This window comes from Paraburkholderia tropica (assembly GCF_914484835.1).
Classification (GTDB): Bacteria; Pseudomonadota; Gammaproteobacteria; order Burkholderiales; family Burkholderiaceae; genus Paraburkholderia; species Paraburkholderia tropica_A.
Genome location: NZ_CAJZAR010000072.1, coordinates 74,327 through 88,551, shown reverse-complemented (window position 1 = coordinate 88,551; position 14,225 = coordinate 74,327). Strand labels below are relative to the sequence as shown.

The 14,225-nt window shown below is 57.1% G+C and carries 10 protein-coding genes; 8 read left to right on the top strand and 2 right to left on the bottom strand.

Features of this window, described 5'->3' with window-relative positions:
• The 7 genes from rfaD to LDO54_RS27865 form a co-directional block, all read left to right on the top strand.
• Positions 1-701: ADP-glyceromanno-heptose 6-epimerase (gene rfaD / locus LDO54_RS27895; RefSeq protein ID WP_224014069.1), on the top strand; the 701-nt coding region annotated here is incomplete at its 5' end.
• Between the two features lie 80 nt (positions 702-781).
• Positions 782-2,032 carry an FkbM family methyltransferase gene (locus tag LDO54_RS27890; RefSeq protein WP_224014067.1) on the top strand — a complete coding sequence of 417 codons (1,251 nt, stop codon included), beginning with the start codon at positions 782-784 and terminating at the stop codon, positions 2,030-2,032.
• A 74-nt stretch (positions 2,033-2,106) separates the two neighbouring features.
• Positions 2,107-4,803, top strand: a complete 2,697-nt coding sequence (locus LDO54_RS27885) for a glycoside hydrolase family 99-like domain-containing protein (protein WP_224014065.1) — start codon at positions 2,107-2,109, stop codon at positions 4,801-4,803.
• A 240-nt stretch (positions 4,804-5,043) separates the two neighbouring features.
• A complete protein-coding gene (locus tag LDO54_RS27880; protein WP_224014063.1) occupies positions 5,044-6,051 on the top strand; it encodes a glycosyltransferase family 2 protein in 1,008 nt (335 codons plus the stop codon).
• A 205-nt stretch (positions 6,052-6,256) separates the two neighbouring features.
• On the top strand, positions 6,257-7,642 hold the full coding sequence (locus tag LDO54_RS27875) for a hypothetical protein (protein ID WP_224014061.1): 1,386 nt from the start codon (positions 6,257-6,259) through the stop codon (positions 7,640-7,642).
• A gap of 115 nt (positions 7,643-7,757) precedes the next feature.
• A complete protein-coding gene (locus LDO54_RS27870) occupies positions 7,758-8,534 on the top strand; it encodes a TylF/MycF/NovP-related O-methyltransferase (RefSeq protein ID WP_224014059.1) in 777 nt (258 codons plus the stop codon).
• Positions 8,535-8,860: 326 nt separating this feature from the next.
• Entirely contained in the window at positions 8,861-9,271 is a 411-nt protein-coding gene (locus LDO54_RS27865; protein ID WP_224014058.1) for a GtrA family protein, read from the top strand.
• Between the two features lie 3 nt (positions 9,272-9,274).
• Here the strand turns inward: LDO54_RS27865 and LDO54_RS27860 are convergent, their stop codons facing one another.
• Together LDO54_RS27860 and LDO54_RS27855 are read right to left on the bottom strand one after the other, a co-directional pair.
• A complete protein-coding gene (locus LDO54_RS27860) occupies positions 9,275-10,873 on the bottom strand; it encodes a hypothetical protein (RefSeq protein ID WP_224014056.1) in 1,599 nt (532 codons plus the stop codon).
• 87 nt (positions 10,874-10,960) lie between these two features.
• Positions 10,961-12,142, bottom strand: coding sequence for a hypothetical protein (locus tag LDO54_RS27855; RefSeq protein ID WP_224014054.1), 1,182 nt, complete (start codon positions 12,140-12,142; stop codon positions 10,961-10,963).
• A gap of 595 nt (positions 12,143-12,737) precedes the next feature.
• Here LDO54_RS27855 and LDO54_RS27850 point away from each other — a divergent pair.
• On the top strand, positions 12,738-14,216 hold the full coding sequence (locus LDO54_RS27850; RefSeq protein ID WP_224014053.1) for an MBOAT family O-acyltransferase: 1,479 nt from the start codon (positions 12,738-12,740) through the stop codon (positions 14,214-14,216).
• Positions 14,217-14,225: the final 9 nt, after the last annotated feature.

Here is a 14,225-nt window from a genome sequence, read left to right as displayed (position 1 = left end):
CGGTGCTCGACGCGTGTCTCGCGCAGGGCAGGCAGTTTCTGTATGCGGCGTCGGGGGTCATTTACGGCGGTTCGAGCCGTTTCGTCGAAGAGCGCGACGTGGAAGCGCCGCTCAACGTGTACGGCTATTCGAAGTTCCTGTTCGACCAGGTGATCCGCCGCGTGCTGCCCAAGGCGCAGAGCCAGATCGCGGGCTTCCGGTACTTCAATGTCTACGGCCAGCGCGAGACGCACAAGGCGCGCATGGCGTCGGTGGCGTTCCACAACTTCAACCAGTTCCGCGCCGAAGGCCGCGTGAAGCTGTTCGGCGAGTACAACGGCTACGCGCCGGGCGAGCAGACGCGCGATTTCGTGTCGGTGGAAGACGTGGTGAAGGTGAACCTGTTCTTCTTCGATCATCCCGAAAAGAGCGGCATCTTCAATCTCGGCAGCGGCCGCGCGCAACCGTTCAACGATATCGCGACGAGCGTGGTGAACACGCTGCGCGCGCTCGAAGGCAAGCCGGCGCTCTCGCTCGCGGAGCAGGTGAAGGAAGGCCTGATCGAGTACATCCCGTTCCCGGACGCACTGCGCGGCAAGTATCAGTGCTTCACGCAGGCCGACCAGTCGAAGCTGCGCGCAGCGGGCTACGACGCGCCGTTCCTGACGGTGCAAGAGGGTGTCGATCGTTACGTACGTTGGCTGGCGCAGCCGCGAACCTGAGTTGCCGGCTGCGCAGCGTCGCTGCCGGAATGATTAAAGAACAGGCGACCAAGTTGCCGAGAGAAGTGTTGGAGAGGCTGATGCAATCGGACAATTTGTTCGAAACCGTTAATACCCGTCATGGGCGGGTAACACTATTCGCTAACGATACCGGAGCGATCAGCGATTCGTTACGCCTGTATGGCGAGTGGGCGCAAAACGAATTAAGTTTCATGCTGTCGATGGTGCACCAAGGCGACACGGTGGTGGATGTTGGCGGCTATATCGGTACGCATACCTTGGCGTTCGCCCGTCATGTGGGGGAGCAGGGACAGGTCGTTACGATTGAGGCGCAAGCACGCAGCTTTGAATTGCTGAGTCGGAACATCCAGGATAACGGCCTCACTAATGTGAGGGCGGAAAATGCGATTGCTTCGGCAGTAGGGAAGGAAGAGCATATTCCAGCGATCGATATCGAAACGCCGGCGAGTTATGGCAGCGCGTCATTGCGGGAGGTATTCGTACCCGGGGCGCAACATCACGAATCCAGCGGCGCGGAGTTCTGCGTAAAGTCGATTGCGCTCGATGAACTTCCTATCGCTTCCTGCTCGCTCATCAAGATCGACGTAGAGGGCATGGAAGACATGGTCTTGCGCGGCGCAGGGGAACTGATACGCCGACATGGGCCAGCCGTTTATGCAGAGTGCAATTCGCTCGAAGACGGTCTGCGCTGCTTCAGGCTGCTGAAAGAGTACGGTTACCGGGTCCGCGCGCACGTCGTACTGGCGTTCAACGAAGATAATTTTCTGCAGTGCGACCGAAACATTTTCATGGGCGCACGAGAGGTGGCGCTGGTAGGAACGCCCGAGGCGTCCGATCCCCTCAAAGGCTATGCGGTGCGTCCGTGCGAACTGCTGCTCGATATTGAGACCGCCGACGATCTCGCACTTGCCCTGCTGAACAAGCCGCAATACGACCATGAGGTGCTGCGCGCCGGCGCAGCGGCGCGCTCGGGTGGTACGGCAGTATTGAACGCCGCTGTGGAAATGAAGGAAGCGGCCCGGCAGGCAGCGGAGAAAGAAGAACGCATTGTGCGAGAACTGATGGAGCGTCACGCTCAGGAGCTCGAACAGCTTGAGCGCAAGTATTTCGGGGCACAGGACAATAGCGGCAAACTGCACGTCGAGTTGGACCGATTGCGCGCGGAAGCCGCTCGTGTAACGGAGTCGGAGCGTTCGGCACGTGAGGCATTGGCGGAACTACAGAGCGCAGTCGACCAGATCAGGCGGTCGACCAGCTGGCGCATAACGGCGCCCCTTCGTGCGTTGAGCAATAAGAAAGCAAATCGCTGACCGCACGCGGTCGCGGATCTAGAGATACACCGGGCCTTTGGGCTGGCTGGAACGTTTAAAGGGGCTATGAAAGGATGAGAATCGTTATCGGTCTGGTAGAGCATATCGGCGACATCGTCGCGTGTGAGCCGGTTGCGCGTTACCTCAAGATGAAGTATCCCGACAGCTCCGTGGCATGGGTTGTCAACAAGGCATATCGCGAGCTTGTTGATTCGAATCCTTACGTCGATGAGACGGTGGCCGTGGATTGCCTGACGGACTGGATCAAGATATCCCGACATGGCGGCTATGACAAAGTCGTCGATCTGCACGTCAACTACCGGGTCTGTTCGCACTGCCGGGTTCCGTTGATCAAGGAGCAGGGCAATCCCTTCATCAACGCCTACGAATGGCTGGATTACGGCGCCTTGCTCGAGGCGTTTACGATGGGTGCCGGACTGCCGAAGCTCTCGGCGGCTCCTCGGCTTTACATCGGCGATGAAAGCCGTCGTGAAGTCGACGCGCTGGGGCTCGCGGCGCAGTACTGTGTCATCCACCGCGAGTCGAACAACGTCGACAAAGATTGGACTGGTGAGAGCTGGCAGGTTTTGGCGCGCTGGATTGCGACGGAACTGAAGCTGCCGATCGTAGAGATCGGCGTGAGCAAAGACGGTGTGCCGTCGCCGCTCGCGACGCTCGCTACCGACTTGAGAAGCCGTACGAGCATTCTTGCAACGGCGGAGGTTATTCGTCGCGCGCGTTTCTTCATTGGCGTCGACAGTGGCCCCTCGCATCTCGCGAACGCGGTGTGCACACCCGGCGTTGTCCTGCTCGGCCGCATGGGCGCATTTCGCCAGTACACGCCTTACACGGGCCTTTACGGCAGCAATGCGCCGGAGGTCAAGCTCGCCCGCAACCTGCTCGGACCCGCGCGCGAGTTGCCGGTTCAGGACGTTATCGATGCCACGCGATACGTAACGAATATCCTCGATGGACGAGAAGTGGATGCCGAGAGCAAGCCGGCACCGCAGGCCCCGGCAAAATCCATTGCTTTTAACGACACGGATGTCGCGCTCCTGCGTCAATCATCGCTTTATGATGCGGCCTGGTACATGTTGCACCACCCGGAGGTCGAGGCATCGAACCTGGATCCAGCCGAGCATTACCTGAGTATCGGTGGTCCTCTCGGATATCGTCCCGGTCCCGATTTCGATGCCAGGCAATATCTGAAGCGTAATGAGGATGTGGCGCGATCGGGCATGAATCCGGTATTGCATTACATCCGTTTCGGTGAGGCCGAAGGGCGTCCTGGCGCGGTGCAAACGCAACCGGCAGGTGGGCATCACGACCTCAAGCTCGACGGCAATGGCCGCTCACTGTACGCCGACCCGCCGCGTCTTTCGGACGCTCTGGAGCAACCCTCCATCGTGCTGTCGCCGCGCGAGTCCAAGGTACCGGACTCCGAGTTGCCGCGCACGTTTGCGTTTTATTTGCCGCAATTCCACCCGATTCCCGAAAACGATTGGGCGCATGGCCCGGGTTTCACGGAGTGGAACAACGTCATAAAAGCGAAGCCGCTTTTCAAGGGGCATTACCAGCCGAAGATTCCCGGGGAACTTGGCTATTACGATTTACGCTCTTTCGACGTCATGCGCCAGCAGGTCGAACTGGCGATGGAGTATGGCATCTCGGGCCTGTGCTTCTACTATTACTATTTCCACGGCAAGAAACTGCTCTATAAGCCGATCGAGAATTACATCAATTCCGATCTGAAAATGCCGTTCTTCTTCCTGTGGGCCAATGAGAACTGGAGTAAGCGCTGGGATGGTGGTGACAACGAGGTCATCATTGCCCAGGAGCACTCGAAGGAAGACGACCTTGCGTTCATTCGGGAATTGATGCCCGTTTTCGAGGACGACCGTTACACGAAGGTGAACGGAAAGCCGGTGCTGTGCATTTACAAAGCGCACTTGTTCCCGGATATCCTCAGCACGACGGAGATTTGGCGCGACGAGATGGCTCGCCGTGGATTCCCTGGAATCTATCTGGTGATGGTGGACGACTGGACGCCTGAGCCGCCGCAACCGCGACAACTCGGTTTCGATGCGAGCTACGAGATTCCTTCGAATGTTGTACCGTCCGATGTGCTCAGCCGCGAGACTGACTCTCTCGACTTGCCGGAGAATTTCACGGGTCGGATTGTTGACTACGACAGGTTCGCGCGATTCCACATGAGCCGACCGGCACCGGAGTACCGCCGGTGGCGTACGGTGATGCTGCCTTGGGACAATACCCCGCGTTATGGCTCGCGCGCGCTGGTGCATGTCAATACGGAAGGCGACTCGTACCGGTTATGGCTCGCACAGGCGTTGCTCGACACATATAGGCGCTACCCTGCCGAAGAACGCATTGTGTTCCTGCATTCGTGGAACGAGTGGTGCGAAGGAACATATCTCGAGCCTGACGGCCGACGTGGACGCCGCTATCTCGAGGAAACACGCGAGGCGATCGCCGACGTGAAGAACGTTCTGGCGCTGGAAGGCAGTGAGGAGTATGCGCGGGCGTTGGCGTTGCTCGATCGGGTCCAGCGAGTCAAGGACGAGGGTGCCTACCGGATTTTCCAGGCGGCGCGCGCGCAGTCCAGCCAGCTGTGGCGGGACCGCGAAGAGTTGCGTACCGAGCTTGCGGCTGCTCGATCCGCGAAAGAGGGCACGGGCCAGGGCAATTCGAGCAAGGCCGCGTTAGGGGCGGTGAAGCACCGCATTCGCCGGATAATCAACGATCGACGTTGAGGGTGCTTTTGTACGTGAGGTCGCCACGTGGTTTTGGCGGCCTCGCGTGCCCAGCGGGCCCGCAGCCAGGCCAAGACGGAATGACTGTTCGGATCCAAGTTGCGCCTCGGCTCGCGCGTTAATGCGAGCCGCTGAGACGCACCCGCAAGACCGGCCGAGCGGTGGATTTTGCTGCTTTCGCTTAGGCGCGTGGCCCGCGCGTGCTTGTTGGTCTAGCCCCAGGTTTTTTTTCCTTTCCCGATGAGCGTGACAACTTCCTCCGAGCCCTCCGTTGGCATTGCAATGTGCACATGCAACGGTATGGCTTTCCTTGATGCGCAACTTCTGTCGTTGACTGATCAGTCGCGCCTGCCAGATCGGATCGTGGTGAGCGATGACCGCTCTGACGATGGCACGTGGGAACATCTTGTCCACTGGCGCGAGCGTGTGCACGCGTCGACGGACGTGCGGATCACACTATTGCGCAACGAGAATCGGCTGGGTGTAACGCGAAACTTTGAACAGGCGATACGTGCGCTCGATACGTCGATCGTCTTTCTTGCCGATCAAGACGATGTTTGGAGGCATGACAAAATCGCCGTCATGACTTCCTATCTCGACTCGCACCCAGAGGTGCTCCTCGTGCATTCCGATGCGGAATTGATCGACGAGGATGATCGGGATCTTGGGCAATCGCTCTTCCAGTCACTCTATCTTTCAACTGCCGAACGCGCGCTCGTTCAACAGCAGCGCTTCTTCGAAGTCTACTGCCGCCGTAATCTTGTGACTGGTACGGCGGCGGCGTTCCGGCGCGAACTGCTGAGCCTCGCGTTACCGATTCCTTCCGAGTGGCTGCATGACGAGTGGCTCGCAGCCTGCGCAGCGGCTTGGCAAGCGGTCGCGATGTTGCCGGAGAAACTGGTTGGCTATCGACAACACGGCCGGAATGCAATTGGGGTTCCGACAGGGAAGATCTCATGGATCGCCGCTTATGTGAGACGCGCGAGAGTGCTGCCACGTGACGGGTATCTAATGCGAAAGATCTCGCGATTTCAAGTTCTGCATCAGCGATTCGGCGAAAGACCAGTTGTGCGTGCTGATGCGTTGGCGCTTCTCGTAGAAGCCGAGCAACACTTTATCCGCCGACGCAGTTTTCCGCGTAACCCCGTCGGGCGTGCTGCCGCGATTGTCAGAGAGGCGCGCACTCAAAGTTATCGACGCTTTGCAGACGGAGTGGCGGGTATGGTGCGCGACCTCATCAACCGTTAGCGTTGCGGGTTGGCGGCTTGCTCCACGGAGATCTCGCACGTGAGCTCGCATGAGATTCATGTTCTGAGGCGCGGAACTGCTTTCGAGGGCCGATCGCGCGGTCCGATCAATTCAACAATATTAAAAGGTACAGCGCGTCCGTAAGCCGGAAAATTACGCGATTAGCGACTGTTGATAAAAGCTCCTTTCTTCCGCCGTGCATGTCATGAAAAACAGCCGATTGCTCATTGCTGGAATCCTTGCGCTCCAGGCTCTGGTAACCTGGTCACGCATTCGAACATCTGCTTTTTTCGCGGACGATTTTCTGAATTTTGAAATCTTCCGGGAATACCCAGGTTTCACCTTGCATTACCTGATGCGAGATGTATTCGGACAGGTTGCGCCAGGCTTCAGGTTCGTGCAGGGTGCGTTTTTTGAACTGGTCGGTGTGACTTATGAGTATGCGATGGCGCTCTTGATAGCGCTGTCCATGTTTTTGACATGCCTCGTCTATGCATTCCTCCGGCGCTTCGACTGCGGGAATTGGGCGATATTCTGCGGTCTTGTCGTCTATGTGTTAATGCCGCAACTGACGTCTGCTCAACTCTGGTGGAGTGCTTCGGTTCATACGCTGTTCTCCACCGCGTTGATCCTGGCGTCGGCTGTCTGTCTGGCGGGGCCTGACGGCCGTGGCCCCACAAGAGCCGGACGTATCATGTCCGTTGTCTATTTCGGCTTCGCCCTGCTTTTCACGGCAAAGGTGGCCGTTGCATTAGTCTTCCTGGTGGGCGTCGTCCTATATACGCAACGGGGTAAATCATCTCGCGAGGCGCTGTCGCAAGCTGCACGTGTACTTCTGCCGTTCGTCGCTCCGCTCGTTGTGTATGCCTGGCTGGTCATGCGGTTCTCTCCTGCCCCAGGAGGGCCGGTGGCAACGCACAATCTGGATGTCATTATTCCGTACGCCTGGACTCAGATCAGTGACACCACGCTCGCCGCCATGGTTGGGCTGGGGCGTCACGGAATTACGATGCCTTGGGCGACGCTGGTGCCCGCCGTTCTTGTGCTGTACATCATGACAACCGGCGCGAGGCGAGAGCCCGCTATCTTGTTGCTGTGGGCGGGGAGTCTGGGATATGTCGTCGCGTCGTCTGCCATGATCGCGATCGAGCGCGCCGCCGTATTTCCGGAGGGAGCCTATCTGCCGCGATACTGCGTTGAGAATGTTACGTTTCTCGTGATGGTCTCAGTCGTGGCACTCTCGAGATCCGAACTTGGCACCGGCGGTCGCTGTGTCGCCGTGCTCGCTTCAGTCGTGGTGGCCTGCAATCTTCAGGTGCAAAGCGCCAAGACCGCGCCAGATGGAATGATCGCCTTCGCGCGCCAGTATGTGAGCAACCTGAAGTCTTCTCTGCGTGACGTGGAAAGTGCTCCTGATGTTGTCGTTCTAGATTCGGTCGTGCCTGAGGAGCTGATGCCGGCGTGGATGCAGCAATATCGACGCATCGATATGTTCCTGCCGCTCTTCACCTCGCGTTACGCGATTGCGGGTCCGGAGCGAGCCACGTACCTGGTCGATCGCTCAGGACGGCTCGAAAAAATAGCCCGATAGCGCTGCAACATAAAGTGTAGCTCGAGTTGCCTGCTCGTTCGGCTGTCATATTGACTGCACAATCTGTGCCCTTCGCGTCACCTATAATGACTCTTCCTTACCGCGGAGGAAGGTTATGTCGTTTTTGAATGTTGCTCGAAAGCTTTTGAAAGACAATGCCCCCGTAACGGAGTCGACGCCCGACTGGAAGGCTGAGCGCAAGTTTTCGCATCCGGAACGGTATACGAAGAACTACGCAAAATACGTTGCCACGGGCGGACTGGTAGAGCCGGAAGGTGACGCGGCGCGTTTTGCGAATGGTCTGGATTCGCACAACGGCGATATGGCTCGGTTCTATTCACTCTGCCTTGTTTCGGACATCGTCGCGAAGCAAAAGGTGCCGGGTGATTTTGCCGAATTGGGCGTCTGGCAAGGGAATACCGCTGAAGTTCTGGCGGCGTTCGCGCGTCGACAGCAACGAACACTCTATCTGCTCGACACCTTTGAGGGCTTTCCTGACGCCGATCTCGACTCGAACGAAAAGCATCTGTCCGGTATTTTCAAAGATACTAGCCTTGAGGCTGTAAAGAATCGTGTCGGCGAAGAGGGGACCGTTTTCATCAAGGGATATTTTCCTGAAACAGCGGCTCAATTACTCGACGATGGTCAGTACGCCATCGTGCATATCGATTGCGATCTCTACGTTCCCATGATTGCAGCGCTGGAGTATTTTTATCCGCGAATGGCGCCGGGTGGTTTTATCCTGATGCACGATTATGGAAGTCTCTGCTGGGATGGTGCGGAAAAAGCCGTCGACGAGTTCTTTGCTGATAAGCCCGAGGGCGTGATGCCATTGCCCGATCTCTGCAGCACCGTGGTCATGCGGAAGAATAAAAAGGCCTACTACCGCTAAGTTCCCACGCGTACGCGCGGTGAATGGCAGTCGAGATCGGTTGATGTGACCTCAACGGTCACGTTCACCGGGAGATTGAGCGTCGGTGTGGCTGGGGCTGCTCGCCATCTATCGCCGGTGCGATTTTCGGGCGTGAACTCATGCCGTCCTGGTTCGGTGCATCAGCACGCACAGATGCAAGCCTCAATAGAAGGGCTTGCGAGTCGATCCGGCAGTCAGACCAGACGGCTCATGCATTGATAGAAAGCTCCATGCCCTCGACGCGGGCTGCGCGCGTTCATCAGTGAAGTAAAATGCCCCTTCTTTAGATCGGGGTGGCGAGAACGATGACGATAGCACTGCTCTATTTACTTTTTGCCTGCATCTCCACTGCAGCGAACATTGCGACGCAGGCTGCCACCGTTCGCGTCTATCACGGGACGTTAGCGATTCCGCTGTCGGTGGCTGCTGGTACGGCCGTTGGTCTTGTTGTCAAGTATGTGCTCGACAAGCGGTGGATTTTTCGCTGGAAGTCACAGAATACCCGTCATGATGCCGGCACCTTTATGCTGTACACCTTGACGGGTGTCGTTACGACGGCGATCTTCTGGGGGTGCGAATATTTTTTTGCACATAAGTTCCAGACCGAAGGAATGCGGTACGTCGGTGGCGTCATCGGCCTCGCGTTCGGCTACGTCGTCAAGTATCGGATGGATAAGGTTTTTGTCTTTACCGACCGCGCGTCTGCCGACGCGTAGTCGTCAAGATGCACTGCCATCCAACTGCTCGACCAGCATTTTCAGTGTCGTTGCATATTGCGCGAGGACTTGCTCGTCGCCTGACGTTACTGTCGCCGCTTCAACCGCCCCCCATTTCAGGAGGTCGCGCGCGAGGTCGGGGTCAGAGAGCGGATATGCTTCGCGAAGATCCTGGCGGCTCAGATACTGATACCAAAGTGCATGAAGCGCGTCGCTTACTCGCGGGTCTTTCGAAATCAGTTCGGCGTAGTAGGGCGGAATCTTCAGTGCCTCTACTGCGCGGCTGAGGTTCGGCTGCACGCCGCACAGTTCACTGCGGTGACGATCGATCTCCGAGTAAATGTCGTCGTTAGTTCGGAGGCCGCTGAGGTTCTGCTTCAATGCGGCCGGAACAGATACGTCTGTACACTCCACTGCAGCGGCGAGCAAGGAATTCACCTTCAATAGAACGGATTGCTGACGCGCGAAGTGCAAGCCAGTTAAGACGGGTGAGAGGGCAAAGGCGGAAAGACATAGTGCGGCAACGCGCCAGCCGAGGGCGGTTTCAGCCAGCATCGACGCGGCATACATGCCGATGCCCGCATAGAGCGGGATCATCATTAATGATCCATGGAACTCGCTGAGTGCCCAGGCAATACCGAACGATGCTCGCGCCATAGCAAACGCCGCAGTCCACATCAGGCTGATGCCGCAGATCAGGAATGCAACGCGGTCGATCGTCAACGCGAATTTGCGGCGCGCGGCGAAAAAGGTGCCAACTCCCCATGCCAGCAGTGACATCAGTCCGAAGACGAATGCGATAGAAGGGTCTTTTACTCCGAATCCGCCGCCAAGCAGTTGGACGCTAAAAATCAGTCTGCCCAGGAGTGTGGGATTGGCGTCGACACTTGGCGCGCCGCCGTATTGAAGATGGCTGAGTGTCCACGCAAGCGCGAGAAAGATCATGACGTGCGCCGCGAGTATGACGACGCCTGCAATCCTCACATTGCGCTTCACACTGGTAGACGTGATGTAGAGCATGTGCGCCGCAGCAACCAGCCACAGAAACGCGCCTTGCGCTTCGTTACCCGTAGCAAACAGGCAAAACAACGCGACGATGGGATATGCACGAAGCCCGTAGCGTTCGGTCAACAGGAGGTTCAGAGCGAGCAGCACGAGATTGCAGTAGAACCAGATCTGAAATTCCCACAGCAACGAGCTGGCTTGCGATCCGATCAGTGTGGAAGCACAGATGAGACAGGCGAGCAGGAATTTCTGCTTCCGGGAAGCAAGCGAATGCGCGGCGGTTACGTATAACACCACTGCGGAAAGCCACAGCATCGCCGCGTTGCCCACGACGATTGACCAGATGCTTCCGGGGAAGACCTTCAGGAACAAGAGCGCTACGACAATCTGGAACGCGATGGGATGCTGATTGTCGCGGGACGCCAGGAGGTTAGAAATGCTTAGCTTGCCGTCCGAGAGTTCATCGAGTTTGCGAAGATAGATGAAGCCATCTCGATACGGCCAGTGTGATCCGTAGTGGAAAACCCAGAAGGCAAGCGCCGCGAACGTAAAAAGGAACGGAAGCAGCGCTGGGCTACGCATCAATCTGGCGTTCATCTTGGCTGGAGTAATCTAAAAATGTCGCAATAATCGCGGGGTTTGTCTGAATGTCCTCGACCTTGCGCGGCAAGGTCAAGTACCAAACTACCGTCTGAACAAACGTCGCCAACCCCGTGTCGCTTTGGGCTGAGCGCCTGGGTCCTGTAACGCATCGAGCATTGCGTGCCGCTCGAGCGCAAGCCTTTGCGTTTTAGTCAAAGCAGCCTGGGTGATATCGAGCGCACGCTGCAATGTTTCGATCTGCGAATGGCGCTCGTTGGCAAGCGCCTCCAAACCGCTCAATGCAGCCTGGGTGTTGCCGAACCGTCCGGAAGCTGCCAGAAAGATCTCGAAAAACGTTCGGGAAAACAGGTGATCGAGGGTGACTTGCCACAGTGTTTCCTGGTGCGGCGGAGTGCCGTCGCCAAGTCCAGTCCATGCGCCAAACGAATAGTCGCCGGGGAGCGGTTCATTGAGCAAATCGAGCGGAAACCGCTCGGCGAGCGCACGATTGGATGCTGAGAATTGTTGGACCAGGTCGCGCCGTGTGTTCACGTCCATACGCGGGCGCGCCGGGAAACCCAAGGCGATCAGTTCAATCGTTCGCTCCTCCGCATCCGACAAAACTCGTTGCAACTGCGCGCGACAGAAGTTCTTCAATGAATCGGCAATGGGAAGCGACTCATTGACTCGGCATTCGTCGATTGGCTGGTCAGCAGGCCAATCGATTACAGACAGGAAATCGGCCAGTGCACCCGAGGCGCGGACGGCGTCGTAGGAGCGGACTTCGATATCGACGTTTTGAATGCGATCGAGTACATCGATCAATCGCCGGTAATCAAGGGGGAACTCCGCCAGGTCTTCGTCAATACGTGCGAACGCGTAGGCTGAGAACCCCAAACGAAACTGGCTTTTCAACCGCTCAATATAATTGCTTTCGATGTAATCGGCTTGGCGTCGCAGATAAAGGATTACGGTAACTCTGTCAGTCACCGTTAATACGCGATCAACGAGCTTTTGAAATCCCTGCGTATTGCGCCACAGCATGTGCGTGAATTCTTCACTCGACAGGATGATATGGTGCGGTACGAGTGATATCTCCTGGATCAGCGAGTCGACGAGTGCATCATGTTGACTCGATGCGACCGCTGAGGCCAGGCCGTGGTGCCCTGAATCGGCCGTCCATTTTCCCGTATTGGGGAAGTAAAAGCCCGCCTCTGACAACGGCGCCTGTGTCAGTGAGCGTTGAATGGACGTGGTACCCGTCTTGTGGGTACCAATGTGCAAGAAACATCGGCGCATGGATTTAGGGCTGTCAGCTAGAGTGGTAAGGGCGCAGACTTGTGCGGCAGGGGCAGGAGTGATCCATTCCGTTGCCCGTGCAGAGTCCCCGCGAGTAAATTGTATATCTTACCGGTGGCGAGGGGCAGCCCGCATTATTAGGCTGCTGGCGGCAATCCTCCATTCTGCAAAGGACGGGCTATTTGCGAGTAGAACGGTCTGATCCAGGTATAAACGGCAACATTTGCCTTCGACAAAAACATCGCTGTCGTTTGACGCCAGCGATGTCATGGCGTGGCCACTCCTTGGGGTACCGCATCTTCAGGAGTACATCTACCGCGTAGCGGTGAACGAATGAGCCTGCGGCGTACTCGAGCACGCTTCCAGGCGCGATTGGATTGCCGCTTCGGTAGCAGCCTTTGCCCGTCGAGTGCAAACCGTCATCGCGTCGTAGGCCAGGAAGCTCATTCCGGCTTGACCTTCGATGCCAGCGGCATGGAATGGCGGGGTTGGCGCTGTACTATAATCTGCCGTTCGACCAATCTCCCCGTCGCATTTGAGCCACTCCGGTATGCTCGGTGCGTAAGAAATCGAGGATGCCGTGGTTTTCAGTTCCGCTATTTTTCTCTACGTGTTCATGCCGATCACGTTAGGTCTTTACTATGCGCTGACGCATCGGCTCAAGAACATCTGGCTGCTAACTGCCAGTCTGATTTTCTACGCGTGGGGCGACCCGAAGCATCTGCCGCTCATGGTGGCGTCCATCCTCTTCAACTGGATTGTTGGCTTGCTGATCGCCGGTACGCGGCGCAAGCGGCTGCAGCTACTGATTCTGAGCGCGGGCGTCTCAATCAACCTGCTGTTTCTGATCTACTATAAATACGCCGCTTTCCTGACAGGCAATGCCAACGAGATCGCCAGCGTGTTCGGGCGGCATGTCCAGGTGCTCGACGTCGCGCTTCCGGTCGGGATTTCGTTTTTCACGTTTCATTCGATTTCGTATATCGTCGACGTATATCGGGGCGAGGCCAAGGCGCTCAGAAGCCCGCTCGATATGGGCGTCTATATTTCGCTTTTCCCCCAGTTGATCGCCGGCCCGATCATTCGTTTTCACGATATCGCCGACCAGATCCTGCACCGACGTAACACGTTGGAGCGGTTCAGCTCCGGAATTGAGCGTTTTGTGTTCGGGCTGGGCAAGAAAGTACTGATCGCAAACACGCTCGGCCAGGTTGCAGACCAGGTCTTTGCATTGCCGCAGCATGAGATTTCCACTGCGACTGCATGGTTCGGTATCGTCTGCTATACGCTTCAGATCTATTTCGACTTCTCCGGCTATTCGGATATGGCGATTGGTCTCGCGCGAATGTTTGGCTTTGAGTTGACCGAGAACTTCAACTATCCCTATATCGCGACATCGATCCGGGAGTTCTGGCGGCGTTGGCATATCTCGCTGTCGACGTGGTTCCGCGACTACCTCTACATCCCATTGGGAGGCAACAGGGCATCACCGTTTCGCGTGTGCCTGAACCTCTTCACCGTTTTTCTCCTGTGTGGGCTCTGGCATGGAGCAAGCTGGAACTTCGTGGTCTGGGGGGCGTTTCACGGTAGCCTGCTCGTGCTTGAGCGCAGCCGTTTTGGCAAGACGCTGGATTCGTTGCCCAAGTACGTCGGCTGGGTTTACACGCTCCTCATGGTTATGATTGGCTGGGTTTTCTTCCGTGCAGAGGATTTCGCTTATGCGTGCGCGTACCTCGGCGCGCTTTTTGGTTTCGCGCATGGATCGAGTATTCCGCCGCAGATCGCTCTCTATCTGAATTCGCAAGTTCTGTCGACGCTCGTGCTCGGCGCGATTTTGTCGACACCGGTAGCAATTTCGCTTTGCCGTGACTGGATGGAGCGTCGGTTCCCTTCGCATTCAAATGAACCTCTTCCCGCGTTCATTCTGGCGATTTCAAGCTTCACCAGCAATTCCGCTTACCTGTATGTTCGCCTCATCATGGTTTTCGCCGTGCTGACCGTCTGCGCAGCGGAGCTTGCATCCGGTACGTACAACCCGTTCATCTATTTCCGCTTCTAATCGTATGCG

Bases quoted from the DNA above. Each gene is read 5' to 3' on its own strand.
- LDO54_RS27880 (WP_224014063.1), top strand. From the start codon at position 5,044: ATGAGCGTGACAACTTCCTCCGAGCCCTCCGTTGGCATTGCAATGTGC.
- LDO54_RS27860 (WP_224014056.1), bottom strand. From the start codon at position 10,873: ATGAACGCCAGATTGATGCGTAGCCCAGCGCTGCTTCCGTTCCTTTTT.
- LDO54_RS27870 (WP_224014059.1), top strand. From the start codon at position 7,758: ATGTCGTTTTTGAATGTTGCTCGAAAGCTTTTGAAAGACAATGCCCCC.
- LDO54_RS27890 (WP_224014067.1), top strand. From the start codon at position 782: ATGCAATCGGACAATTTGTTCGAAACCGTTAATACCCGTCATGGGCGG.
- LDO54_RS27885 (WP_224014065.1), top strand. From the start codon at position 2,107: ATGAGAATCGTTATCGGTCTGGTAGAGCATATCGGCGACATCGTCGCG.
- LDO54_RS27865 (WP_224014058.1), top strand. From the start codon at position 8,861: ATGACGATAGCACTGCTCTATTTACTTTTTGCCTGCATCTCCACTGCA.
- LDO54_RS27875 (WP_224014061.1), top strand. From the start codon at position 6,257: ATGAAAAACAGCCGATTGCTCATTGCTGGAATCCTTGCGCTCCAGGCT.